General features: G+C 41.3%; 25 protein-coding genes. 17 read left to right on the top strand and 8 right to left on the bottom strand.

Going from position 1 to position 25,768, the window contains the following annotated elements:
* The first annotated feature begins 375 nt into the window (after window positions 1–375).
* Complete coding sequence (locus V7K67_RS27550; protein WP_335169276.1) at window positions 376–1,707, top strand: serpin family protein; 1,332 nt, start codon at window positions 376–378, stop codon at window positions 1,705–1,707.
* Window positions 1,708–1,831: 124 nt separating this feature from the next.
* On the opposite strand, the gene V7K67_RS27555 is transcribed toward V7K67_RS27550, so the two are convergent.
* Window positions 1,832–2,998 (bottom strand): AI-2E family transporter, encoded by a 1,167-nt coding sequence (locus V7K67_RS27555; RefSeq protein ID WP_334730818.1) that lies wholly within the window; start codon window positions 2,996–2,998, stop codon window positions 1,832–1,834.
* Window positions 2,999–3,218: 220 nt separating this feature from the next.
* Here V7K67_RS27555 and V7K67_RS27560 point away from each other — a divergent pair, with 220 nt between their 5' ends.
* Together V7K67_RS27560 and V7K67_RS27565 are read left to right on the top strand one after the other, a co-directional pair.
* Window positions 3,219–3,647: a hypothetical protein gene (locus tag V7K67_RS27560; RefSeq protein ID WP_442943942.1), complete on the top strand. Its 429-nt coding sequence runs from the start codon at window positions 3,219–3,221 to the stop codon at window positions 3,645–3,647.
* Window positions 3,648–3,933: 286 nt separating this feature from the next.
* Window positions 3,934–5,358, top strand: coding sequence for an LCP family protein (locus V7K67_RS27565; RefSeq protein WP_334710433.1), 1,425 nt, complete (start codon window positions 3,934–3,936; stop codon window positions 5,356–5,358).
* 43 nt (window positions 5,359–5,401) lie between these two features.
* On the opposite strand, the gene V7K67_RS27570 is transcribed toward V7K67_RS27565, so the two are convergent.
* The 5 genes from V7K67_RS27570 to V7K67_RS27590 are packed head-to-tail and all read right to left on the bottom strand — an operon-like array spanning window position 5,402 to window position 11,157.
* Window positions 5,402–6,475 (bottom strand): anthranilate phosphoribosyltransferase family protein, encoded by a 1,074-nt coding sequence (locus tag V7K67_RS27570; RefSeq protein ID WP_334730817.1) that lies wholly within the window; start codon window positions 6,473–6,475, stop codon window positions 5,402–5,404.
* A 48-nt stretch (window positions 6,476–6,523) separates the two neighbouring features.
* Window positions 6,524–7,168: an FHA domain-containing protein gene (locus V7K67_RS27575; RefSeq protein WP_334730816.1), complete on the bottom strand. Its 645-nt coding sequence runs from the start codon at window positions 7,166–7,168 to the stop codon at window positions 6,524–6,526.
* A complete protein-coding gene (locus tag V7K67_RS27580) occupies window positions 7,146–9,281 on the bottom strand; it encodes a substrate-binding domain-containing protein (protein ID WP_335169279.1) in 2,136 nt (711 codons plus the stop codon). The genes V7K67_RS27575 and V7K67_RS27580 overlap by 23 nt, the downstream gene beginning before the upstream one ends.
* A gap of 43 nt (window positions 9,282–9,324) precedes the next feature.
* Window positions 9,325–10,005: a response regulator transcription factor gene (locus tag V7K67_RS27585; protein WP_334710437.1), complete on the bottom strand. Its 681-nt coding sequence runs from the start codon at window positions 10,003–10,005 to the stop codon at window positions 9,325–9,327.
* 33 nt (window positions 10,006–10,038) lie between these two features.
* A complete protein-coding gene (locus tag V7K67_RS27590; RefSeq protein WP_334730814.1) occupies window positions 10,039–11,157 on the bottom strand; it encodes a sensor histidine kinase in 1,119 nt (372 codons plus the stop codon).
* An 819-nt stretch (window positions 11,158–11,976) separates the two neighbouring features.
* On the opposite strand from V7K67_RS27590, the gene V7K67_RS27595 reads away from it, so the two are divergent.
* The 14 genes from V7K67_RS27595 (at window position 11,977) to vapC (ending at window position 24,413) form a co-directional block, all read left to right on the top strand.
* A complete protein-coding gene (locus tag V7K67_RS27595; protein WP_334694991.1) occupies window positions 11,977–12,816 on the top strand; it encodes a Pvc16 family protein in 840 nt (279 codons plus the stop codon).
* A 30-nt stretch (window positions 12,817–12,846) separates the two neighbouring features.
* Window positions 12,847–14,508: a phage tail sheath family protein gene (locus V7K67_RS27600; protein ID WP_334710439.1), complete on the top strand. Its 1,662-nt coding sequence runs from the start codon at window positions 12,847–12,849 to the stop codon at window positions 14,506–14,508.
* 146 nt (window positions 14,509–14,654) lie between these two features.
* Entirely contained in the window at window positions 14,655–15,110 is a 456-nt protein-coding gene (locus V7K67_RS27605) for a phage tail protein (protein ID WP_094342404.1), read from the top strand.
* 22 nt (window positions 15,111–15,132) lie between these two features.
* Window positions 15,133–15,627 carry a phage tail protein gene (locus V7K67_RS27610; protein ID WP_334730812.1) on the top strand — a complete coding sequence of 165 codons (495 nt, stop codon included), beginning with the start codon at window positions 15,133–15,135 and terminating at the stop codon, window positions 15,625–15,627.
* 11 nt (window positions 15,628–15,638) lie between these two features.
* Complete coding sequence (locus V7K67_RS27615; protein WP_334710441.1) at window positions 15,639–15,986, top strand: hypothetical protein; 348 nt, start codon at window positions 15,639–15,641, stop codon at window positions 15,984–15,986.
* Between the two features lie 96 nt (window positions 15,987–16,082).
* Window positions 16,083–16,466 carry a phage tail assembly protein gene (locus tag V7K67_RS27620; protein WP_334730811.1) on the top strand — a complete coding sequence of 128 codons (384 nt, stop codon included), beginning with the start codon at window positions 16,083–16,085 and terminating at the stop codon, window positions 16,464–16,466.
* Entirely contained in the window at window positions 16,409–16,612 is a 204-nt protein-coding gene (locus tag V7K67_RS27625; RefSeq protein WP_313931140.1) for a DUF6760 family protein, read from the top strand. The genes V7K67_RS27620 and V7K67_RS27625 overlap by 58 nt, the downstream gene beginning before the upstream one ends.
* Window positions 16,609–18,594 carry an FHA domain-containing protein gene (locus V7K67_RS27630; protein ID WP_335169283.1) on the top strand — a complete coding sequence of 662 codons (1,986 nt, stop codon included), beginning with the start codon at window positions 16,609–16,611 and terminating at the stop codon, window positions 18,592–18,594. Before V7K67_RS27625 ends, V7K67_RS27630 begins: the two co-directional genes overlap by 4 nt.
* 193 nt (window positions 18,595–18,787) lie before the next feature.
* The gene (locus V7K67_RS27635; protein ID WP_335169284.1) at window positions 18,788–20,971 is read left to right on the top strand and encodes a CHASE2 domain-containing serine/threonine-protein kinase; all 2,184 of its coding nucleotides are present in this window, start codon (window positions 18,788–18,790) and stop codon (window positions 20,969–20,971) included.
* 276 nt (window positions 20,972–21,247) lie between these two features.
* Window positions 21,248–21,643: a hypothetical protein gene (locus V7K67_RS27640; protein WP_335169286.1), complete on the top strand. Its 396-nt coding sequence runs from the start codon at window positions 21,248–21,250 to the stop codon at window positions 21,641–21,643.
* A gap of 494 nt (window positions 21,644–22,137) precedes the next feature.
* Complete coding sequence (locus V7K67_RS27645) at window positions 22,138–22,857, top strand: hypothetical protein (protein WP_334730807.1); 720 nt, start codon at window positions 22,138–22,140, stop codon at window positions 22,855–22,857.
* A 358-nt stretch (window positions 22,858–23,215) separates the two neighbouring features.
* On the top strand, window positions 23,216–23,608 hold the full coding sequence (locus V7K67_RS27650) for a hypothetical protein (protein ID WP_334707272.1): 393 nt from the start codon (window positions 23,216–23,218) through the stop codon (window positions 23,606–23,608).
* 61 nt (window positions 23,609–23,669) lie between these two features.
* Entirely contained in the window at window positions 23,670–23,951 is a 282-nt protein-coding gene (locus V7K67_RS27655; RefSeq protein WP_334730806.1) for a hypothetical protein, read from the top strand.
* A gap of 63 nt (window positions 23,952–24,014) precedes the next feature.
* Window positions 24,015–24,413, top strand: coding sequence for a type II toxin-antitoxin system tRNA(fMet)-specific endonuclease VapC (vapC, locus tag V7K67_RS27660; RefSeq protein ID WP_335169289.1), 399 nt, complete (start codon window positions 24,015–24,017; stop codon window positions 24,411–24,413).
* Between the two features lie 215 nt (window positions 24,414–24,628).
* Here vapC and V7K67_RS27665 read toward each other — a convergent pair whose 3' ends face one another.
* The gene (locus V7K67_RS27665; protein WP_334730804.1) at window positions 24,629–25,153 is read right to left on the bottom strand and encodes an isochorismatase family cysteine hydrolase; all 525 of its coding nucleotides are present in this window, start codon (window positions 25,151–25,153) and stop codon (window positions 24,629–24,631) included.
* Between the two features lie 269 nt (window positions 25,154–25,422).
* Window positions 25,423–25,662: a hypothetical protein gene (locus tag V7K67_RS27670; protein WP_335169291.1), complete on the bottom strand. Its 240-nt coding sequence runs from the start codon at window positions 25,660–25,662 to the stop codon at window positions 25,423–25,425.
* Between the last annotated feature and the right edge of the window lie 106 nt (window positions 25,663–25,768).

Below are 25,768 nucleotides of genomic sequence, written 5' to 3' on the forward strand. Positions count from 1 at the left end.
AATCCCTTATAGGGGTGTACAGCCGTGCGTCCCTATGAAAGTTCTGTATTTCGTGCAACCGAAAAACTTTATTTTATCTATAACAACCCAACAGAATTGGTTATTTTTTGATTACGTAGCTTACAATACGTTTATTGATAGATAGGAAAATTCCTAAAAATCAAAATTTTTCAGAACTCGTCTGCATAGCCGCCTCAATTAGGAATTAACAACTCTCACAAGTTGTGTTTAATTCCTCTGAGCCACTAACTTGCTGTTACCGTTTCTGTAACAGTCTATTTTTCTATTGGAGCAAATGCAATAGTTAATCATTGACACAGTTTCTGCGTCAACCATGAGCACAGATCGGGAATCTTTGGCAAGTGAGGTAGCAGAATGAATCGACAAAAATTTAGTGATGCAAAAGAAAATTTCCTGCAAAGACGTTACGGCGTTAGTCTTGGCAGACGTTATGCTCTAGCAGCGGCAAGTGTTGTTCTATTCAGTGTATTAGGGTGTTCTCAAGTCGATAGTAATAAAAGTGCCCTAGCCCAATCTAGTTTGCCTCAGCCTGAAACTCCATTGCAAAAAAAAACAGTCAACATTGATACAAAAATAGTTGAGCCTAGCAATAAGTTTGGCTTCAGACTGTTTTCAGAAGTTCTGAAAAATGATCGGGGTGGGAATAATATTGTTATCTCACCTTCGAGTGTGGCGATCGCTCTTGCTATGACCTACAACGGCGCTAGCGGTTCGACTCAACAAGCAATGGCAAAAACCCTAGAATTACAGGGGATGAATCTACCAGAAATCAACTCTTCTTATGCGGCGGCATTAAAGCAGCTTTTAGACAATTCGGATGCGAAAGTCCAACTAAAGATCGCTAACTCACTGTGGGCAAATCAAGATGTTAGCTTTGCGCCAGACTTCCTCAAGAGAACCCAGGAGTTCTATCAAGCCAAGGTCAGCAATTTAAACTTTCAAGATGCCGCCGCATCTAATATTATCAATAACTGGGTAAAAGAAAATACTAACGGCAAAATTAATAAAATAGTTGAAAAAATTGAACCCAATCAAGTGTTGTTTCTGATTAATGCTATATATTTTAAAGGTAATTGGAGTAATGAGTTTGACAAAAAAGAAACTGCCCAATACCCTTTTTACATCACATCTGGCAGGCGAAAACAACACCCAATGATGTCGCAGAAGGGTGATTATAGATATTATGAAAGCGAACAATTTCAGGCAATTAGTTTACCTTATGGCAAAGATGGTAAATTCAGCTTTTATATATTCCTGCCTAAACAGAATTCTAACCTCAAAACCTTCTATGAGAACTTGAATATTGAAAACTGGGAAAAATGGATGACTCAGTTCAACAAACAAAAAGGGTTTATCCGCCTACCCCGCTTCAAAACAGACTATGAAGTTACTCTCAATGATGCTTTAAAAAGTTTAGGCATGGAAGAGGCTTTCAGCAACAAAGCTAATTTTTCCGGTATGGGTAAAAATTTTGCCATTAGCCAAGTTAAACATAAAACTTTTGTCGAGGTGAACGAAGAAGGCACCGAAGCGGCTGCGGCGACTTCAGTGGGAATAGTAGCAACATCTTTGAGACAAGAACCAGAACCATTCCGGATGATTGTTGATCGTCCCTTCTTCTGTGCCATTAGGGATAATCAGACGGGAAGTCTTTTGTTTATGGGTTCCATTATTGATCCGCAATGAGGAAGCAGGAGGCCTTCTGCCTCCTTAAGGTGCAATACTGTTCGGGTAAGGCAAGAGACGGCGATTTATCGCGTCTTTGTGATCTAGAATTTTCATCAAAAAACCTTAACCGAACCGTATTGCCTTAAGGTGATGTCGCTTCAGAAATGCTCAAAGTGTTTTTAGGGTCAGTTTTCGGGGACTCGTTTGCGGCGGCGGGTACAGTTATTTCCCCAGTGGCGTTGTCGTTTGTCTCGCTACCAAGACGCAAGGCACTTAAAGCAGTCTTAATCACAACAGCAGTAGGTACTGCCACAATTACACCCAATAGTCCGCCAATTCTTGCCCCCGTCAAGACCGAAATTAAAATCCAAACTGGATTTAAACCAGTAAAGCTGCCTAAAATTCGGGGGGCAATCAAGTTTTCGAGAATTTGCTGTACAATTACCGCTGCGATCAAAACTCTCACACCCATTGAGAAATCTTGCAAAGCTACCAATAGTGTAGTCAGAGCGATGCCTACAGAACCGCCAAAGGGGACGAGAGCCATTAGACCAATAGTTAATCCGAATAGCAGCCCAAAGGGCACTTTCAGCCACAAAAAGGTAGGAATGAGGGCTGATGCCATACAGGTAGATAAAATCAACTGGGTGATGAAGAAATTTTGGAAGCTGAGGCGGACTGTTTTAGAGAAAGGATCGCGGAATTTATTCGGTAGCCATTCCACTAAACTTTCCCAGAGTTCACTCCCATGCTGTAAAAGATAGAAGGTCAAAACTATCGTCAACAGAATATCTAGCAGGCTAGTGACTGTAAGTACAGCTAGATTTAAAACTTGTCCCGCGATCGCTTGTAATTGTCCTTTAACGCGATCGTTAATTTGCACCACGAGAGCATCGAGGTTGATCGGTAAGCCATAAGTCTCAGCTTTTTCGTTTAAGATCATTAACTGAGAGCGTCCAGAGTCGATTAACTCTGGCAAACGAGCCACCAGTTGTTGAGCTTGGGTAAGTGCCAGGGGGAAAAGTGTCACACCTAACGCCAATAAAATCGATAAAGCCAAGAGAAATACTAAAATAGCAACTTGCTCTCGCCTAGCACCATGATGCTCCATCCAGCTTACGGGGTAGTTGAGCAGAAATGCGAGTACTGAGGCTCCGACTAAAATGACTATGAGAGAATGGAAATAATTAAAAAATACCGAAATTGCCCAACCATTGATAACCAGCAGCGGAGCGAATAGCGCGATCGCCCCGATTCGCGCTATTGGAGTGAATGTTTGCCACCAGTCGAGTAGCTTACGTGTCTGCATTTTGAGCTGATTGCGGAATAGAACTAAATGAAATTTTTCTTTACAGCTTATTATCTCTAACTATATGAGTCTTATTCATCCTTCTAGTTTAGGAGTTAGACTAACCCCAATGGATAATTTTAAATCGAAAGAGACTGGGGACTGGGGAATGGGTACTGGGGACTGGGGAATGGCGACTGGGGACTGGGGACAAGGGGGACAAGGGGGACAAGGAAAAATTATTGAAGAAGTCTCTCCTTTGTCTCCTCCCAATCCCCAGTCCCCAGTCCCCAGTCCCCAGTACCCAGTCCCCAGTCCCCAATGCCCAATACCCAAAACACAGTTGCTTTTATATTTAATTCCGATAATCGGCTTTTTTCCGTCTTTGTGGACTCTCTATCGGGGCCAGGGTAGTCGGGAACAACTTGCTATTAGTCGTCTGTCTGTTACTTTGGCACTTACTTGGCTGTTGGGTTATTTATTATTAACTACCGGAGCAGCAACTTCAGATTATTTTCCGCTACGTCTATTTATCCTGAATAGCTTTCTCACGTCGGGTTACTTTTTAGTAAGTGTCTGGTTGATTTTGCGCCTGATGCAGGGCAAATCTGGTCGTTTGCCAGGGTTTAGTAATTTAGCAGAACGAGTGCTTGGCAAGTATTTATCTTAATTTTTTTGGGTGACAAATTATCAGTGTTTTTACTTATTTCCTAAAAAATTACAGTTGATTTATCCACCTATCTAGTCAAATCCAGTTTATTATTGCCATACTTCAGTAAAACATCTCTAGATTGGCCCAAAAGAAGGAGAAATGCTGCTACAAGTGTTGTGGTTGACACTACATTAAAAAAGTTAGCACTGATAATTAAGAGTTAGCTATTATGGGTTGATTTGTTTGGATGTTTTTAGTCTGCAAATTTACCAAATTTGATTAGTGAGTAAGTGTGAGGAAGTCTGTGACCATTCAAAGAAGTTCGGCGGAAGAAAACCAGTCGGGAAAAGCCTCAAAGTCCAATAAAAAAATTTCCCAGAACTCGACATCAGGACGTTGGTTATGGTTTTGGGTAGGGATGAGTGGTATTGCAATGGTGTCTGCAACTGCGGGGGCGCTTTTGGCGGTATCTTTGACTAGCACGCCTTTGCAACAAGCCCAGTTAAGTCCAAAGGATGAGGCGGCTTTTGATAGCGATCGCATTTCTGGAGGTGTACTACGATTTTCAGAATTAACTCGCCCAGTAAATCTCTTGGTGATGGGGATGAGTGTACTTCCCCCTGATATCCAAAACCCTCCCCCAGAAACCAAAAACCTCAAATACCTGCCCCAAGTAAACTCCTTTGATGGTCTTTCTGATGTCATGCTCTTGCTCAAATTTGATCCAGAGACGAAAAAAATAATTATGCTCTCCATTCCCAGAGATACCCGCACACAAATAGAGGGGTATGGAGTGAAAAAAATTAATGCTGCCAATGTTGACGGTGGGCCAGCTTTAACTGCCAGAACCGTCAGTAATCTCTTGGGTGGGGCAGGAATTGATCGCTATATCCGAATTAACGTTTTGGGAGTTGCCAAGCTGATTGATGCTTTGGGTGGCGTAACAGTTTACGTCCCCAAAAATATGAAGTACCAAGATGATTCTCAGCATTTGTACATCAATTTGAAGGCGGGTAAACAGCACCTCAACGGCGATCAAGCATTACAATTGCTGCGTTTTCGCCATGACGAACTCGGTGATATTGGTCGGATTCAGCGGCAGCAAATGGTCATCCGAGCTTTGATGGATCAAACACTCAACCCGACTACTGTTACTCAATTACCTAAAGTTCTCGATGTAGTGAAAGACCACATTGATACTAACTTGACGGTTGAAGAGTTAGTGGCGTTGATGGGTTTTGGAGTGCGGACAAATCGCTCTAATATGCAAATGTTAATGCTGCCTGGTCGCTTTAGCGAGAAAGGTGAGTTTGATGCTAGCTATTGGTTGCCTAACAAAGATGGTATTACGAAATTAATGGCTCAACACTTTGGTTTAGAGTCAGAACAACAACAGCTAGGAACTACGGCTAACCCCCGTTCTTTGCGTATAGCAATTCAAGATAGTACAGGTGGCGATCGCTCTAACCTCCAACCATTAATTACAGCCTTGGAAAAATCTGGATATCGCAACATTTATATTGCCAAGGCATGGGGGGAACCTCTAGAGGTAACTCACGTTGTCGCCCAACAAGGAGATGGTGACAGTGCCGAATCAATTCGCAACACTTTGGGATTTGGCGAAGTGCGCGTGGAAAGTACTGGCAACCTTGGCTCAGATATCAGTATCCAAGTGGGTCAGGATTGGTTGCAACAAAAATCTATTTTGGAGAATTCGGGGACGAAATAATTCGTAATTAATTACCAATTACGAATTATTTTAGCTGAACTGTTTACACTGGTATAAATGCTGCTGATACTGAATTTACTATCTGGTTGAGTTCTTGGAGTTTAGCTGCTACTACACCATTGGTTAATAATTCTTCTGCTTTAGCTAAACCCTCTGACATATCTGGACAAATACCACTCCGCCATAGATAAAATCCACCATTCCACAAGGCTGTTTGCATCAATTCACCTGGTTTACCTGCCAAAACCTCTTGAATATCCGCCACCAGTTCTTCAGTAGTTCCAAGGGGTACGTTTTTGGTAGTAAAGCCGTAATCACGCGGTACGAGGTGCAATCGTTCTACCTCTTGGGATGCTATGGATGAAGATAAGCTGATAATTGCAGTGCGATCGCGCGGTAAGTCGCAACTACCTTCCAATCCTTTCACTAATGTAAATTTTGTTACTCCTCGCAGTCCTAGAGCTATTTTAAACATTCCTTCTGTTGGCGGATGGACAAACCCAGCAATGACGTGGGCATCGCCAGCATAAGGACACCAAATTAGCTCCATTGTCGCTAAGGGCGGACGTTTGCCAAGTTGGTCGCGGTACTCCCAAATACTTGTAGTTAAGGGAAAATGCTGAGGTAGATAAATAAAGCCGATTCCCGTTTGCTCAAATACCTGCTGGGTTTTTGTTAGTGGTAGGGTAGTCCAATCGACTCCTAAACCTTGCCAAATATCTATCAGGGGTAAGCCGTATTTAGTTGGTAAGCGATCGCCACCGTGCATGATTACTGGTTGTCCTACTGCGGCGAGTAGTAAAGCTGTTACGGGACTAATTGGTGCTGTGCGGGTTCTGCCATCATAGGGGATGCCAAGAGCGATCGCTGGTCGCTCTGAGGCTATTGGTTGCAGTTTTGGCCCCAGTTCCTCATAAGCATCCAACATTCCGGCTAATTCTTCCCCTGTGGGCCGCTTGATTCGATGAGCAATCAAAAATGCTCCGATTTGAGCTGGTGTAGCTTCACCCAACAGCATCATTTTAGTTGCGGTGGCTGCTTGGGCGCGAGTTAAATTCTCGCCTGTGTGGTTTCCGCCGCCGACTTTTTGCAGGAATTGCCGAAATACATTGCTCATTTAGTCATTGGTCATTGGTCATTAGTCAATTATCAAATAAGGTTTTTGCTACACAGTATATACGGTGAAGTTGACTAGGTTATCCTGACCAAATCGCACTGAGTCACCGTTCAACAGGCGATATTGCATCCCAGGTGTTAGAGGATTGTTGTTTAAATAAATGCCATTTGTACTCATGTCAACAATCATGTATGAGTTTTGCGACCAGTCCCAATCGACTCGTGCATGACGACGAGAGACTATTCCTTCACTGGGAATGCCGGTCAAGTCAATTTCTGGCGGCGCTATTCCTGGACTCTGACTACGACGACCAATATAACCTCCTTCTCCAACAAGGTTAAATTCTCTTCCTGTGCTATGAACTAGCTTTAAGACAGGCGCTCTTTGAGGTGGAGGGGTATAAACAGGCGGTGTTGGTGGATAAGACACCCGTGGCTGATAGACTGTTGAATAATCAACGGGGGTTTGTTGGGGAGCTTGGTAATTAGGTTGCTCTGTTGCTGGCCGCTGATACTGACTAGGCGGTTGTTGACTGGGTTGTTGTTGATTGGGCTGTGGTTGAATCGGCGGTTGTGGTGTAGGGGAAACTACATTACCCACAGGGGTGGAACACCAGGGACAAACCTTAGCATTGTTGGGCAGGGCGCGGTTAAAATATTCGCAACTGGGATTAGGGCACCGATTTGCAGGCATAGGAATTTATATCATCAGGCATGGGTTGTAAGGCTACAAGACCTACTTTACTAAGTAAACACTGACCCTGACGAGTAGTTAGCATCTGGGCAAATGTAGAACCACCGGGCAGGCGGTTGCTGTCTTTAGGGTACACTACAAAAATAGGGTATCCCAGGGGGTAGCTTTGGAAAGTTGTGACATCAACATAATAATCATCATGCTGACATAAGTCATCTGAAGGATTTATTGAGCGGCGATCCCGTCTTTGAAACAAAGGTTGAATAGCTGACTTTTTGCTATCTGCGATCGCTAGCGGATAGCCTGTACATTGAGTAGAAGTTTTACTGATAATCCCAAAACTAATAATACCAGTGGTTCGACCCTCTAAAGTCTCACTGCGGATCAGATTTTGGGTTTTTGTGGTATCAAGTTTAGTAACTTTTGCTGCAAATAAAGCTTCATCTTGAGGGGCATTTTTCAGAACTATTTCTTGAAATTTACTGATTGCTTCCGGTTCAGTTGGGGCAAAAGCTTTCACAGGTAGATTTGGAAGTTTGGCATTAATCTGCTGCCAATTAGTAATTTTGCCTGTGTAAATTTGACGCAATTGTTCAATATTGATTTGTCCCCCAAGAGCATTAGCAAGATTTGAATCTCTTTTATTAAATGCTACGAACACAAGTAAACCATCATCGGCAACTTGTTTTTTAGCAAGTTTATCTGTGATGTTGTCTACCAAACTAGTAATTGCAAAATCTTTTTTGTTTGTTTGGACTTCTTCGATACTTTTAACCGAATTATTTATATTAGAGGATAAAACAGATTTATAATCAAATGTTGCTGTTGCATCTGACTTTGGTTTAGTCAATAAATCTCCTAAACGAGTGTTGTCTACAGATTGCGTTAAAACATAACTCCATGTACTGTCTTTTTCTCCTGTGTAAGTAAATTGTCCCGAAGGAACGTTGGGAACTTCTGAGAAATTCCGCACAAGTCTAGACCATTCTATATATTGATTAGGACTATCTGTTTTCTTGCCCCAAAGCCAATACCAAATTCCGCCGCCAAGTAGTAATAAAGCGAGAATGCCTAGCAGAATTAAGGGCATTGGCAAAGGTTTTTCTATTTTTTGAGAAGCTGGCGACGAACCTACTGAATTTTTGCCACGATCTTCTTTAGGAAGTTTTAGCAGTGCTTGACGAGCCGCTTCCGCATTCTCGAAAGGAGTTTCCAGACCAATTAAACGATAAATAAACTGCTTTAAATGACTATCGGTATCTGGCCATTGTTGATTATCTCTAGGGTTGAGAGGCTGGTTAGATAACAAATTAGTTGTCCGCCCCACCCATAAATAAAAGGCTAGTAACCCTAATGATTCTAAATCTTGCTCAGGTCTGACGGGAGCGGGTTGAGGAATAATTGGTGGAATAAATAAATTTTCCCAGATAGCTAAATCACAAAAATATATAGAAAACTTTTGATTGTTTTCTACCTTAATTAAGGTACTATCTAAATTGATATTTCCGTGAGTTATACCCAGTTGTGTTTGATTGGAGGGGAAACGCAGCTTTTGGGTGTGGAGAAACTGGAGAGTTTGTAAACCTTGATTAAGCACTTCACGCACATCGGGAGGTGTCATTGCTCCCTTTTCTATGAGATACTTACCTAAAGTTTGGGATGATTCTATCCCTTGAGTAATAAGATAGCAGCGTTCTCCTTTTTCATCTGCGATCGCTTCTTTAGTTTCTACAAGACGGAAATTTTGAATTCGACTATCGGCTAAACTTACCCCACCCACCCGTTTGAAAGTCTCTTTCCGCTTTTGAGTCTCGCTTTCATTAAAAGAACGATTGGGTAGCAGGTATTCTTTGATGATGACAGGTTGTTTGTCCTTGAGTTGAACACCTGAGTATAAGCGGCCTAAACCCCGTACACCCACAAAACTAGCTATTTGATAAGTCCCCTGACTTCCTTTAATCTCAGCCTCCTGCGGTAAAGTTGCTGGAAAACCACATTCCAAGCAAAACTTAGCGCCCTTGATTTGCTGTGCCGTTTGGAAAGGGCGATCGCAATTTAAGGGAGAATTGTACGAGCAGGGGTATTCTTGATAAAAAGATTCAAATGAAGGCATATACAAAGAGTTTCGTGAATTGCGCCGATTACTTCCATCGCGCTCAAGCGTGAACTAATCCTAACTTGAGGGCAGCCACAATCGCTTGAGTCCGACTAGTAACCTTCAATTTTTCAAAAATACTGGTGAGATGCGCTTTAACAGTAGCAACTGTTACATATAAATGTTTAGCGATTTCTTCATTAGAAGCACCTTGAGTTAACCAGTATAAAACTTCTTGCTCTCTTTCGGTTAAATGCACTTCATGACAGGCTTTGACACAAGAATCTGAGTAAGCCTGAAAAAATCGGAAAAATCGACTAGCAACTTCTGAAGGTAGATAAATTTCCGACCGAGTTACAGTGTCAATAGCTTCACATAATTGGGTTGCTAAACGATTTTTAAACACATAACCTGCGGCTCCCGCCTGCATCGCTCTAAAAATCCAGTCATCTTCTTGATGAGCCGACAATACTAAAACTTTGCCAGTGTAAGCAGTTTCCTTAAGACGTGCCAAAACTGTAATTCCATCACATCCTTTCAATTGCATATCCAGCAAAATTAAATCTGGACACTTCTGGGTTGTAAACTTTAAAACCTGATCGACAGAATCAGCATCACCCATCACTTCTACAGGTAACGCAGAATTAATACTATAAAAATTCAGAAGAGTACGCAACCCTTGACGAAATCGTTCTTCGTCATCTACCAGCAAAACTGAAAGTTTTTTCTTATCATTAGTCATATCTTTAATTACGAATTACGAATTACGAATTATTTATCCATTCCTTGGTCGAGGTAAAATCATAGAAAACTGCGCCCCATTTTCTGACAAAACTTGTGCCCAGATACTTCCTTGATGATCCAGAATAATTTTTTTAGCAATAGTTAAACCTAGTCCTGTGCCTCCTTTCCGCCGAGAATAAAATGGGGTAAATACTTTTTGTAAATCTTCTTGAGACAATCCTGGGCCTTGGTCGGAAATTTTAATTAATACTTCATCTTGAAAAATTTGCCAACTACAGCTAATAGTTCCTGAATTAGGGCTGAAATGAACGGCATTACTGAGAATATTATCAAAAACTTGTTTCATTTGTAATCTATCTATCTTCAGTGTTGTTGATGTATCGGGAATTGATATTTTAAGTTTTTTTTGATTAATTAGCGGTTGTAAATTTGTGATACTTTCAACTACCAAACTTTTTAAATCTTGAAGTGATACCCTTAATTTTGCACTTTGACCACAATCAATCAGTTCATTTAAATTAGTATCTAAATCTTGTATGCTTTCGCCAATTATGGTTGCTTGCTCTTGCCAAGGGCTATCCTCCAAACCCAAGCATAGATTATGTGCATATAATCCGATGAGTCCTAGAGAGTTACGCAATTGATGCCCTACTCGATGCAGGATATCTTCTAAAAGTTGAATTTCAATTTTTTGTCTTCCATAGTCCAAGTAAATATCTACATACTTGCTTAGGAGTGTAGCCGAGCGTTTTACGTATAGTTGTAAACTTGAGGATAGAGGTTCATGAGTAATGATTTGAATGTATTCAGGCTTTTGATTTCTATAGGATATAGGACAAATATAAGAAATGAATGAAAAATTCTTCAGTGTAAATTTATGTAAAGTAAAAGTGGTGGGGAAGTCTGTAAGCCATGCTTCTGAACGCAAGTAAGCTAAAGTTTTTGGAGGAAAAGGAGCTTGGTCTTGACCATAATTTATAACCTCCTGATTAGCTCTCAAGAATGAATCGTGATAGACAATCCGAGCGAAAAAAATTGGATATTGACTAGTTAATTGCTCAGACTCAAGCTGACAAAAACTCTGAATATCTGAGGAATTCAAATAATTAGAGCTATTGTCTAGTTTTTGTACAGAAAAGCCTAGTGTCATAGCTTCACTCGCTTTTTGCAACCAAATGTTTTTACTATTCTGCTGACCAGTATAAAATTATGCAGTCTCAGGAATGTTTATTTTTTTGTTAAGTTATCTTTGTAACTAATTAATACAAAGAATTATTAAGTTTACATTCAAAACCGCATTTAATTCTACTAAGTATATATAGGGATATACTAACTATTGTTTACAATGCTTGGATGAATCTGTTCGTAGAGAGCGCTGAAGCACTCAAACCAAAGACTAAAGTCCTGACTACGAACTTATTCATCTATGAAAATTGGACTGGCGCTCTAGGGCAGGCTTTTCGGTCTACTCCACAAGAAAAAATGTTATGCGTCCAATCAAGAACTCCTCAAGACTAATCTACAAACTGAAGTTGCTACTTTTCGGATTCTTGAAAAGCTAATATTCTCCAGTCCTCTCAATCATCATTTTGAGAAGATGGGGAGTTAGGAGTTAGGAGTTAGGAGTTAGGAGTTAGGAGTTAGGAGTTAGGAGTTAGGAGTTTGGAGTTTGGAGTTTGGAGTTTGGAGTTTGGAGTTTGGAGTTAGGAGTTTGGAGTTAGGAGTTTGGAGTTTGGAGTTAGGAGTTTGAAGTTTGGAGTTTGGAGTTTGGAGTTTGGAGTTAGGAGTTTGGAGTTAGGAGTTTGGAGTTTGGAGTTTGGAGTTTGGAGTTAGGAGTTATAAGAATTCTTTCCCCAATGCCCAATGCCCAATGCCCCATCGAAAAATATCGACAAAAGTCTAATTAACTTTAGAAGACTGATACATATACTCTATAGGCATCTGGATTAGCTACCAGCAGAATACCTTCATGCTTATCTTCGTTCTTCAAACTTTAGCCGAAATTCTAGCTGGAGGAACCTCGCTTACCAGTACAGAGCAAATTGACTTTAGCCATCCTGGTAATCGCAGGGAAGAGGGAGCAGGCCCGACTCTCAATTTATACATTTTTGATATACGTGAGAGTAAGCAGGTACAACATTCTGGCAGGCAAGTTGAACGCAAGCTAACACGCGCTCTACAACCTGCTACTGTAAATTGGGCACCCGCTTGGTTTGATGTTTCGCTGCTATTAACAGCCTGGGATAGAACAGCTTTAGGTGAGCATCACTTTATTAGTGAGGCTTTGACTGTGCTGTTGCGCCATCGCACCTTGGAAGAGGAGTTTTTGGTTCCTGAATTACGGGGCTATGGTAATTTGAACATGACAGTTGCCCTAGAGCCGCCAATTGAGATTGGCTCTTTGTGGAGCGCTCTCAATGTGCCATTGCGTTCAGCCTTATATTTGACAGTTACAATACCCTTCGAGCCACAACCTACTCCAGTGCCTTTGGTTTGGGAGCGAATTTTCAATTTGCGAAATCAATTATCTCGCGATAGTGACAGTCTAGTATTAACGAGGCGAGTTGCGATCGCGGGTATTGTCAAAAGTGCGGTGACAAATTTACCGTTGGTAGCGACAGAAGTAGCTGTGAGGGGAACTGAAAAATCCATATTAACCACTAAAGAAGGGTTGTTCTTCTTTGAAGACCTTCATTTAGGTAATTATGTTTTGACTCTGAATCATCCTGGCTATTTACCCCAAAACGTCAATGCCTTGGTAGATAACCAAAGTCATACTTTCAAAGAAATATTTCTAACTCCTGAATAATTAGATTTTTACTGACTTGGAGAGACTTTCATGGCTAGACTTGATTACTTTGCTCCCGGTGTCTATATTGAAGAAATTGACCGGGGTAGCCGACCAATTGAAGGTGTTAGCACGGCAGTTGCCGGATTTGTTGGCTTTACTGAAGACGTTCGCGGTGGGGCTGAGTTATACAAGCCCATGCTAGTAACCACTTGGACGCAATTTTTAAACTACTTTGCGCGTCCTAACTCTGACGGCTTCACCGACTTCAACGCCTATTTACCCTTTTCAGTCTACGGTTACTTTATGAATGGTGGCGGCCGATGCTGGATAACCAGCATCGGGACTCAGTTACCAGGCGCACCCAGACCGGCAACTCCAGAACCGGCTACCCTCAGAATCAACTCTAGAGGTAATCGTCCAGCCCTCCGCTTTACTTTGCGCCCTGAGCAAGCATCAGGCGGATTAGTAAATCTTGTAATTATTGATGGTTCGCCCCGCGCCTTACCCGAAGGTACTGAAGGAGAAGCGCCTCCAAATACAGGCGAATATTTCACCATCCAAATTCGTCGGGGAGATGAACTTTTAGAGCAATACGATAACTTGACAATGAACCGCGAGCCTGCTGGTCAAACAGCAACTTATGCGCTAGCGGCATTGAGAAATTCCATGTATGTCACTGTAGAAGACATCACTCAAAGTGGACAGCCTTTAGCTCGTCGCCCCGTTAATGGTCAATATGAACTAGCACCGCCCATTGTCGCCGCCACACCCGATAGATTTTCGCAAAATTTAGAAGGCGTTCGAGACGATCGCACTGGGGTACGCGGTATCTTTGAAGTTGATGAAATCACAATGCTAGCCTGTCCTGATGTGATGCGGGCTTATCAAGAGCAGGTACTTAATTTAGATCAAGTCCACGGCATTATCGAACTGATGATTAGTATGTGCGAGGGTTCTGCCAGTGGCGACATTCCCAATCCGCCCAACCGGATGGTTGTACTTGATGCGCCACCGGATGCCGTCAAACCCCAGCAAGTGGTGGAATGGTTGAATAGATTTAACCGTCGTTCGATGTTTGCGGCCCTTTATTATCCTTGGATTAAAGTACCGAATCCACGCGATCGCGGTAATCCAATTTTAGTACCTCCTTGCGGTCATGTGATGGGCGTTTGGGCCCGCACCGACGAAACCAGAGGAGTTTACAAAGCCCCTGCAAATGAAGTTCCCAGAGGCGTAATTGGTTTGGGCTATGACACCAACTTCCGCGAACAAGAACTATTAAATCCACTGGGAATAAATTGTATTCGCAACTTCCCCAACCGAGGTATCCGCATTTGGGGGGCACGCACTTTAGTTGAGCCAGATAAAACAGAGTGGCGTTACATCAGTGTGCGTAGACTAATTAGCTATATCGAAAAATCCCTAGAATTAGGGACTCAGTGGGTAGTTTTTGAACCGAACGACCAAGATTTATGGGCACGTGTCACCCGCACCGTCAGTAATTTCTTAGAACGCATCTGGCGTGAAGGTGCTTTGTTTGGTGCATCTCCAGCCCAAGCATTCTATGTGAAGTGTGATGAAGAATTGAACCCACCAGAAACCAGAATTTTAGGACGTTTGTACATCGAAGTCGGTGTTTGCCCAGTCAGACCGGCTGAGTTTGTTGTTTTCCGCATCAGCCAATGGAATGGTATTGAAGATAGCGAATAGAACGAAGCGTAGGGAGTGGGGAGTAGGGAGTAGGGGGAAAGACTTCTCCTCTTCACTCAGTTCTCAATCCCCATTCCCCATTCCCCATTCCCCATTCCCCACTCCCCATTCCCAAATTAATTACACACAAAAAGGAGTCTAAAAGTATGGCAGGCGAATTTTTAACCTCTTGTAAATTTTACTTTGAGGCTGATGGAATTACTGATAAATTCATCAAAGAAATTAGCGGTCTAGGCGTTGAGAATACGCCAGCACAAGAAGTCCACGGCTCATCTAAGGGCGCAAAAATAATGCGTCAAGCTACACCGACTGTTGTTAAATTTACTAACATCACAGTCAAAGTCATCGCTACTGATGATATAGACCTTTATAAATGGTATCAAGATTGTAACGAAGACATGGGTGATCCTCGGAAGTGGGCACAGAATCGTAAGACTGGTTCAGTGGTTGCTTACGACCAACAAGGCTCTGAAAAAGCACGCTGGAACATCGTCAATTGCTATCCCTGTAAGTACACTGGGCCTACCTTAACTGCTTCTGGTGGCGATATGGCAAATGAGACTGTTGAATTGGTTCACGAAGGAATTAAACGAATTAAATAATTAGCATTTGTAGTAATTAACAGTGGTACAATCCGCAAGCCAAATTCCAGAAGTTCTAACAGCCCATCGGTTCTATTTAGAACTGACACTAGAAGGTCAAAAGGATGCCAATTGTTTCTTTTTGGAGTGTCAAGGCTTCAAAAGAACCCAAGAGGTAATTGAAATTTGTGAAGTTACTTCTCAAACCTGGGGTAAAAAAGGGCAGTCAAAAGGTCAGGTGGTGAGGACTAAGCTTCCTAGCAATTCCAAGAGTGGTAATCTCACTTTGCGTAGAGGTACTACCAACTCTATGGATTTTTGGAAGTGGTTTGAAAAAGTCGAAAAGGGTAATTGGTCTGAGCAACGTAGACTTGTTGCTTTGTCTATTTATAATCAGGCAAATGAAGAAGTCGCTAGATTTGAATTAGCCGGTGCTTGGCCTGCAAGTTACAAGATTGCCGATGTTAACGCCCGCAGCCATGACATCGAAATTGAGGAAGTGGAGGTTGCGTTTGAGGAATTTAAACGCGTGAAGTAATTAGGAGGATTATGTTTCCCACAGAGTTTGAATTTATACTGCCAAAGGGGTATCTAGACTCTGAAGGCAACCTCCACCGCAAAGGTGTAATGCGGTTGTCAACGGCGATAGACGAGATTGCACCCTTGCGTGACCCACGCGTTAAAGCTAATCCCGTTTATGCCACGATTATTATCTTGGCGCGAGTGATTACCCACTTGGGTGCTTTATCAGAAGTGACCCCTGCAATCGTGGAAAACTTTTTTTCCCAAGATTTAAATTATCTCCAAGATTTTTACCGTCGAATCAATGGATTGGAGAGCGAAACTTCCATACCAGAAGATACAGTAAATTCTCCCGAAGCACTTCTTCATAATTAAGTTGGGGATTGGGGAAGGTGGGGCCCCACCTTCCCCAATCCCCATTACCCCTTATCCCCAGAGGGGGCCCCACCTTCCCCAGTCCCCAAAAGACTTATGCGCCGTAAGAAAGATACTCTCTGTACAGAATTTGCCTTCACTCTTCCTAGAGGATTGAGTGATAGTGAACACCGAGTACATCGTCATGGGGTGATGCGTTTAGCCACCGCCAAAGATGAAATTTTGGTGCAACAAGAGCGCAAAGTTCAGGAAAATCCAGCTTATGGCGTTTTGGTGATGCTTGCACGGGTTATTACTCGCTTGGGCAGTTTCAACTCTGTTAGTCCTGATTTACTCGAAGAACTTCTTTTACATGACATTGCCTATCTCCGAGAATTTTATAATCGAATCAATCAGCAAGGTAATGTACATATTTCGACACAATGTCCCCACTGCAATACTCAATTTTCAGTGGAGCTAGAACTAGCGGGGGAGTCGTAAGCTACCCCTCTGATACTTTATATGAGGAGGTAGCTTTTATTGCTTATCATTTTCACTGGTCACAAGATGATATTTTAAATTTAGAACATACTACCCGTCAGCGCTGGGTGGCAGAAATCAATAAAATTAACCAAAAATTAATATGAAAGTAAAAGTTAGCTACTCACCAAATCTAAGTGAAGTCAATGAAGTTGACCTTACCATCGAAACGACAACGAGAGGAGAATGGCTAATAGGTCGTTCTCCTGATTCTGATTTACTCCTAGACAGCCCTGATATCAGTCGGGTACATGCTAAGTTTTTTGTTAAAGGTGGAAATTACTACTTCTCTGACCTTGGTAGTAGAAATGGCTCAATATTTAATGGAAAACAAGCTGAAAAAGATCGACCATATTCTTTGAGTGATGGAGATGTGATTCGGATTGCAGATTACGTTTTGATTTTGGAAGCAGTTGCTCCCGCCTATGAGCAACCAGAGACAGTCTTTAGAATTATAGACCCTTCACTGTTTTCTCGGCCGCGATCGCCTGAAAATGTCAGCACTGCCAATGTTGTTAATCCACCCCCAGAGGTAGTCAAAGAAGTCGAAACCCCTGAAATTAATCCTCCTTCCCCGGAAATTAGCGAAATCTCAGCAGTTGTTTCTACTCAAAGTGATGATGTCATCCCGGTTATTGAGATAGTCGCCCCTGAAAACATCATTCAGCCACCAGAAGCAATCAGCGAAGTTTCATACGATGTTCGTGATGAAATTGTGGATTTGCGAACATTAGTTGCACCAGAAGCCAGCGCAGATGTTGAAGAAGTAGAACTTCCAGAGTTCAGTGAAGCTTCAGAAGTTTCTTCTACTTTAGCTGATGATGCGATCGCTGCACCTGAAAACATCATTGAAACTCCTGAAGAGGAAATTGTCTTTTCAGAAGCTAACCACGATGAGGCTGTAGACTTTGAAGCAGCACTGGCCACAGAATCTACTTTCGTACAGCGACGTGATACAAGTCCGATTCCAGAAGCTAGCAGCGATGAGTATGCAGAGTTAGAAGCAGCACTAGAAGCAGAAGTCACCTTCGTACAGCCGCGTGATATTTTCAACGAAGTTCCTCCACAGAGGGCCGTTCCAGAAGCTAGCAGCGATGAGTACGCAGAGTTAGAAGCAGTACTGGAAGCAGAAGTCACCTTCGTACAGCCGCGTGATATTTTTCATCAAATATCTGAAGAGGAGAGCGCCGTTCCAGAGGCTACTCATGATGAAATAGCAGATTTGGATACGCCAGTCGTAGAAAGTACAGATGTTGCTGAAGACACGGACATTGAGCCGCAAGAAACATTGAGCCAAGTTACACATATCACTGATGAAGCAGTAGATTTAGATACGCCAATTACAACAGCAGATAGCGCAGATGTTGATGAAGTAGAACCTAGTCCGGCTGTCGATGAAACAATCAGCGAAGTTTCTGAAGTATCAACCGCATCTGATGATAACATCGCGGCAGTTTTTAGCAATCAATATATTGATTTGACTAATACAAATACTGAAGAAGTCAGTGTAGATGTTGATGATGTTTCTGCACAAGTAAGTGAAGTATCTGAATTTGCTGATATTCAATCTTTGGAAACAAGAGAAAGTGGAGTCACTGAAAATATCAATCAAACTATTGAAGAAATTTCTGAAATAGAAGTGACTCAACCTGATGAAACCCCAGAAGAAACTCTAGAAGAAGCAAATGTAAGTGAGCCTCCTCAAACAATCATTGAAAGAAATATAGTACTCATCGCTCATGAAAGCAAGAAATCAGAACTTGCTGAATTTGTTTCTCAGCATCAAGAATTTTTCTCACAGAGCTTTATAATTACATGGCCATCTGTTAGCGAAGTCTTACATCAACAGGCAGGAATAACTATTAGTCAACAAACCCCCGCACCAACTTCTGGAGGATATCAAACAATTGCTTCATTGGTTGGAGCAGGAGAAATTTTAGCAGTTATTTTCCTGAGAGATTTGCTGCAACCCCAACCTGGTCAAGCAAATGAAGAAGCACTGCTGAGATTATGCAATATTAATCAAGTTCTACTGGCAACTAATTTGCCAACAGCAGAAGCGATCGTGCATTATCTTAAACACATATAGCAATTCTAAATAAGTTATGAACACAAAGATCCCCGACTTCTTAAAGAAGTCGGGGATCTGAGCATTTTGGTGTTTGTAAGTAAAATATAATTACTATAGTTTTTGAAAAGTTGCAAATTGCATAGAATAATTTCAATAATGAAAATTAATCTCAAAATATACGTATATTTTAAAGTAAAACTTATTTAAAAAAATGGTTGTAAATTTTAAAAGTTTATTGAGACAGCCAGTTATTCTTTCAAGTGCGATCGCTACAATTTTACTAGTAGGCATTCAAAAACTGGGGGTTTTCGAGCCTCTGGAAATGAAAGTCTACGACCAAATGATGCAATTACGTGCCGACCCCGGGCCAGACTCTCGTCTGTTGATTGTTGCTTTAACTGAAAAAGATATCCAAAAATGGAACTGGCCCCTATCTAGTGAACTTCTAGACCGGCTGTTAGGCAAACTTGAAGAATATCAACCGCGAGCCATTGGTCTAGATATTTTTCGTGACTTACCAGTACAGCCAGGTCATGAAAAACTACTACAACGCCTACAACAGAGTGATATCATCATTCCTATTTGTAAACATTCTGGTTCTAACAATCCGGGAATCGCACCACCAAAGGGCGTGGAAGCGGAGCGAGTCGGATTTAATGATGTTGTAGAAGATACTGACGCGACAATTCGCCGCAACCTATTATTAGTAAGTGCAGAGAAGTCCGATTCTTGTCAAAGTACTTATTCTTTTAGCTTACAACTAGCACTCAAATATTTAGAAGTCGGAGGTATCCAGCTAGAATTTACTCCCAAAAAGGAACTACGACTACGTAATACTGTCTTTAAACCCCTGCAAAGTACTGCTGGCGGTTATCAAAAAGCGGATACAAATGGCTACCAAATCCTGCTTAATTACCGTTCTGGTCATCAGGTCGCCCAACAAGTAACTATTACAGAAGTACTTGCAAATCAAGTTAAACCAGATTTGGTAAAAGACCGTATTATTTTGATTGGTTCAACAGCCAATAGTTTAAATGATATTTTTAATACGCCCTTTGCTAGTGGTAAGTCAGATAATTCCGGCAAGATGGCAGGAATTGAAATTCATGCCCATAGCGTTAGTCAAATTCTCAGTGCTGTTCTTAACAAACAGCCTCTATTTTGGTTTTTGCCTGAGTGGGGTAAAATCCTTTGGATATGGGGATGGACTGTAGTTGGTGGGTTGCTGGTATGGCGAATTCAACATCCACTAGGCTTAGGATTAGCAGCAGCAACAGCCCTTGCAGTCTTATTTGGAGCTAATTTTGTCATTTTTACCCAAGCTGGATGGTTCCCAGTCATACCTCCCGCATTGGGGTTAGTATTTACTGCCGGGAGTGTCCTTGCCTATAGTTCTTATCAAACCAAGCAAGAGCAAAAAGAAATTACCAAACGGGTTCAAGAACACCAACAATTAATTGTGGAATTGCAAGGTCTTTTACGGCAGCGCGGCGACGCTTCAAATGAAGCACCAACGGTAATTGCTGATTCCATCGGGCAAGACATTGCACTAGGCACGCTACTAAACAACCGTTATCAAATTACTGAACGCTTGGGTTCTGGAGGATTTAGCAATACTTATGTCGCTAACGATATCCAGCGTCCGGGGAATCCGGAGTGCGTGGTTAAACAGTTGCGACCTCCCCGCCAAGATGCAGAATATTTAAATGTCGTCAGACGCTTATTCGATGCTGAGGCAGAAATTTTAGAAACTCTAGGTAAGCACCCACAAATTCCCCAACTGCTAGCTTTTTTTGAAGAAAATCACCAATTTTCTCTAGTGCAAGAATTTGTTCGAGGACATGCTATGGATAATGAGCTAACCTCTGGGAAGCGACTCAAACAAGCTGAGGTTGTGGAGATGCTCAAAGAAGTTTTACACGTACTGGTTTTTGTTCACAGCTATGGTGTAATTCATCGAGATATCAAACCTAGTAACTTGATTAGGCGAGAATCAGATCAACACATTGTTTTAATTGACTTTGGTGCTGTTAAACAGATTCAACCTCAGCAGCAAGAAGCTCAGACAATTTCAATTGGCACTCCTAGTTATGCACCTTCTGAACAAATGAGCGGGTTGCCAAAACTCAATAGCGATATTTATGCCTTGGGAATTATGGGAATACAAGCTTTAACTGGAGTAGATCCCAGAGAATTTCGTAGAGACACAAATACTGGTGAAATAATTATCCAATGTGGAACTGATGCCAATCAACAGATTTGGCAACATTGGCGCGAACTAACTGACGCGACAAACGAGTTAGTTATGATTTTAAATAGAATGGTACATTTTGACTTCACTCAACGATATCAGTCAGCGGCAGAGGTTCTTAAAACTCTCGAAAGTATCGAGTAGACATCTCCAGAAATTAAATATGCGTTATACAGAATCCTTGTAGAGACGTAGCAGTGCTACGTCTCTACATTCATTTTCGGAGATGTCTAGTAGTTAGAAAAAAGCCCGGTTATTCGCATAATCAGGCTTTTAGTTATCTCAATTAAATCACCCGAATGGGTGAGGAACAAATCAACCGTTCAGGTGAACTGAGTGCAGGAAGTTGAGACCGATAAAAAATAAGACTCTATTACTCAAGAATACTAATTGCACTTTACTATAACTAAGGATAATCCTATGAAACTCTCCACCTTGCTAGATTCTGTATTCATTGTTGCTTCTATTGCTTTATTGCCTGGAATCGGTGGCGCTCAAATACCTACTAACAATGCTGGCGAACCTATAGTTATCAACTCTAACAATTTATCCACTCATTCTACAAACGTCAGCTACCTCAAACCCTTTGATACTGCATTTCTAGCTTATCAAGGTAATTTGAAAGCACAGGGAATTCCTAGCGGTAGTGCTTTGTTATTTCAATACCAAAAAGGAAGCCTGACTGCACTAGATGTGGTTAAGGCTGCTGTCAACGCTAAAAAGTTACCAGCACAAGCTCTGAATGATATAGGTTATCTAAACGCTGTCGAATCGCAACTGACATCACTTGATAATAATAGTGATTTAGCTAACTAAGTATAGAGTTATAGAGGTTCGTAACGGATTTATGAAATGCTGTACTCTCATCTCATTGCTTTGACAAGAAAATGTTTCATAGGCAAAGAAAAGCTGCTTTGTCCCCCGAATCACCATCCCATTAGCAAAAATTACTTTAACCCCTCCAAGCTTGGAGGGGTTTTTAGTTGCTGCTTGTTCTAGTCGTCTCCCTTTCCTCAAGGCATCTTTTCGAGAGGAAAGCGGGGGTGCGTGACGTAGCCATCACACTCCTAGAAAAAAGAGTTGGGTAATAAATTATTTACTGTTCTATCAAATTAACGTTGTTAAGTTACTCAGCAGGTGTAGTTGCAAAAAAATTGTAGGTTGGGTGGAGGCTTTGCGTAACCCAACATCCTGATATCTGTTGGGTTGCGCTCCGCTCCACCCAACCTACGTCTAATGCACAATTTTTTTGCTTGCCATGCCTCTAGGCTGTGTTAGATATTGTGACGCGAAACAGGAGTATAGATACGTTGCGAAAGCTTTCTCCAGAATCTCCTCTATTTATTGTGTTAATTATTATTAGTTTTCTAGTAGTAACTTTTTCCACTTGGTTATCATCTAAACCATTTGTTTTAAAACAATTTGGGGTTAATGATATTATCCAGCTACTTACCTTACAATTATTTATTTCTTTGTTATTAGAACGCTCTTTAGAAGTTTTTCTAACTACTTGGCGTGGTTCATTTGTCGAACAATTAGATATTAACATTCAGCAAGAAAAGGCTCTAGTATCTGAGAAGATAAGACTTATGGAAGTCCAACAAAAACAGTTTCCTTCTTTGGAATCAAATCAAATCAGTGGACTACCGCCTGAAGGAATGAGTTTAGAACAGCAAATAATTCAAAATTTTACACAAAATCAACAAGACTCATTAAAAATATTCAAGCCGCAAATGGATGGTATAAATGAAAAAGAGCGTCAAAGAACAGCCTATAAATCTGATACGCGAACAATTGCTCTATGGACATCTCTGTTATTCGGTCTTTTAATTAGTGCAATCGGTATTCGTTCAATTGAACCACTTGTAGTTATTGATTTAGATAATCCCATACAAGTAGTTATCTTCCGTTGTTTAGATGCATTGCTGACGGGAGGTTTAATCGCAGGAGGTAGCGAAGGAATCCACAAACTCATAAAAGTTTTTCTGGATTTTATGGAAGCTACATCTAAACAAATTAAAAATCAGTGATCGTCTTGAGAAAACAAATTTATGGGGATTCCTCATGCCTCCTGACTGTGCAGAGTGCTGTACATGGATAGCGGGGCGTTTAGCCCGTGCTGAGTAAAAACCAGTCCCCAGTCCCCAGTCCCCAGTCATTCTTTCATCCAAGGCTTTTGAAACTCGTTTTATCGGGACTGCCTCCTTAATGTAATTTATCTGTACATACTTCAACGAGTGAAGTTAAGGAGCAAAGCAGAAATGTTGAATTTTGCCCTTAATCGTACCACAAAATATTTATGCAAGAGTTATAAATACCCCCTAAATTACTAAGACCCATACATTCCTGTTAAAATCCAAAGGTCATCGGTTCTTTGACAAGCTGGGTATGACTTCAATCACTGGAACAATTACAATTAACGTGCAGGCTGGTGATAATGACCAGTATGTTTGTCAATTATCGTCTTCTCTTGACCAGCCCACAGATGAAATTCGTTGCTGTGGTCAAACCAAAGAACACGCTATAGCTATTGCATTAGAAAAGTTAGCCAGTAAATATCGTCAAATTGCCGAGTCGGGTCAAAACCAAGATTGGCTCGCAGTAGAGCTTTCTGAGTCTGGAGAACCAATACAAAAGCATTATCATGTGATTTTACATTATGAACGGATTGGGAGAGCAGAGTCTAAATTTGAAGCCATGCAGGACACGCTGCTGGGAAATACGGTAGTTGAAAATGCCAAAGTTACCTTGATTGAGATTGATGCAAACTTACCAGTCTAGCTCTTAACTTCATGATGTGCTAGATAATTCCAAATGAATCGGCAAGTAGGAGAAAACAGTAATGCAAAGCATCAAATTGCGTTCTCACGTAGGGTGTGATGGGATATTACATTTAGAAATTCCACTGGGGATAAGGGACAAAGAAATAGAAGTGACAGTAACCTATCAACAGCTAGAACCATCAGCACCCCCAAAAACACCAGAAGAATTGGGATGGCCAGCAGGATTTTTTGAACAAACTTACGGCAGTTGTCAAGACGATCCAATTGTTATTGATTCTGAAGGTGATTTTGAGACAAGGGAAGAAATTAGACATCTGGTGAAAATGAATGTAGAGACGTAGCACTGCTACGTCTCTACAAGGATTCTGGATAACGCATATTTAATTTCTGGAGATGTCTATTGTGTGAGGTATTTATTAGATACCAATGTTTGCGCTCGTTATCTCAATGGTAGGTCACTGGCAATTCAAGAACGCTTACAGTCAACAAATGTAGAAGAGATTGCTGTCTGTTCACTGGTAAAGGCAGAGTTGTTTTATGGTACGATGAAAAGCAATAATCCCCAAATTACTTTAGCTCGACAACACCAGTTTCTCAATTTGTTTGTTTCACTACCCTTCGATGATGTTACTGCCCTCACTTACGGTAGAATTCGTGCAGAATTATTCGCAAAAGGTACTCCAATAGGCCCTAATGATTTCCAAATAGCTGCGATTGCTTTGACACATAACTTAATATTAGTCACCCACAACACCAGAGAATTTGGTCGCGTCAGTGGACTGGTGATTGAGGATTGGGAGTAAGAACAAACACAACATAGAACTTAGAGACATCCACCTTCAAAATGTAAATTAGATGTGGAACAGCTTATCCCGCATTTCTCACCACATCTCTCAAAACCTTGTGCAGAGGGGCAGAGGGGATTGAACTTGGCACATTGAACTCTCCTCTGCTCCCCTGCTCCCTTGCTCCCCTGCTCCCTTGCACCTCTGCATTTCAAGCTTGTGAGAAATGCGGGTTATGACATCTTCTCAAGAATCTCATCAGTCATCTTAATTTGGTTTTTTCCTATATTACGTTTCAGCAAAAAAATACCCGCATCATGTGCTTGCTGACCACCGTGACTAAAACAAGCATCTTCGATAATTACTGGTTCAATACCACGCTCAAAAGAGTCAATTGCTGTTTTTAAAATGCAGCTATCGGTTGCAACTCCACAAAGATATATTTTACTGATTTGATTAAGAAAAATAAAACTCGAAAAATTTTCCGTAAATGCAGAGTAATAAGGTTTATCAAAGATATTATTTATATATGGCTGAAGTTCATCAATAATGCTCGTCTCTGGTTCATATATCAACCTTGACCAATGAATTAGTTTGACATAATTACTGTCAGCAGTATTGATAAATCTTGTGAATTTAACGAGTTTACCAGTCGCTAAAAAACGCTCAATTAGTTTAATGACAGTAGGAATAATATGTCTGCATTTCTCAGGCATAAAACCGTTTTGCATATCTACTACAAGAAGGATTTCGCTCATTTGTGCCAGAATTTATTTAGATTAAGAGTTAAGACATTAAATAAAACAATATTATAATAAAAGACAATATCTGCGACTTTGAGTAGATGCGTTACATAATTAAAATGGCTCTTCAGTACTTGTTATGCTAAATACGTCTGTAAATTACCTTAAAACCCTTGCTGGGCAATAATAACAGCCGTCACTCTTAGCGCTTGAGGTAAGATTTTTGAAATTGAAGCTATAACTCCCTGTAAGACTTGATTTTCAAGGCAAGTGACGGACTTTAATTAAAAGTTCAGCATAATACGTACTGAAGAACCATTAAAATCACCCTTTCTCAATTTCTCACATATCTTTTTATCATCATGATCGATTGTTGTTACGCTAGTTTTAGCCAAGCCACTTTTAAGCAATTCTTCGGTAAGCGCGATGGATGGCTGGTTAGTTTTTTGGAAAATCAAGATAGCGATGATGGTAGCTCCAGCGATCGCAGTTAAAATGATGCCAGTTCTCCACAATAGCTTCATTCATGTTGCTAGCTCTGTTGTCACAATATAAGAAGCCACAATTTTAACCGCAACGCATTAAAAGGGAACAGGGAACGGGCAACAGGGAACAGGGAAATCCCCATAA

Source organism: Nostoc sp. (assembly GCF_036917155.1).
Classification (GTDB): Bacteria; Cyanobacteriota; Cyanobacteriia; order Cyanobacteriales; family Nostocaceae; genus Nostoc.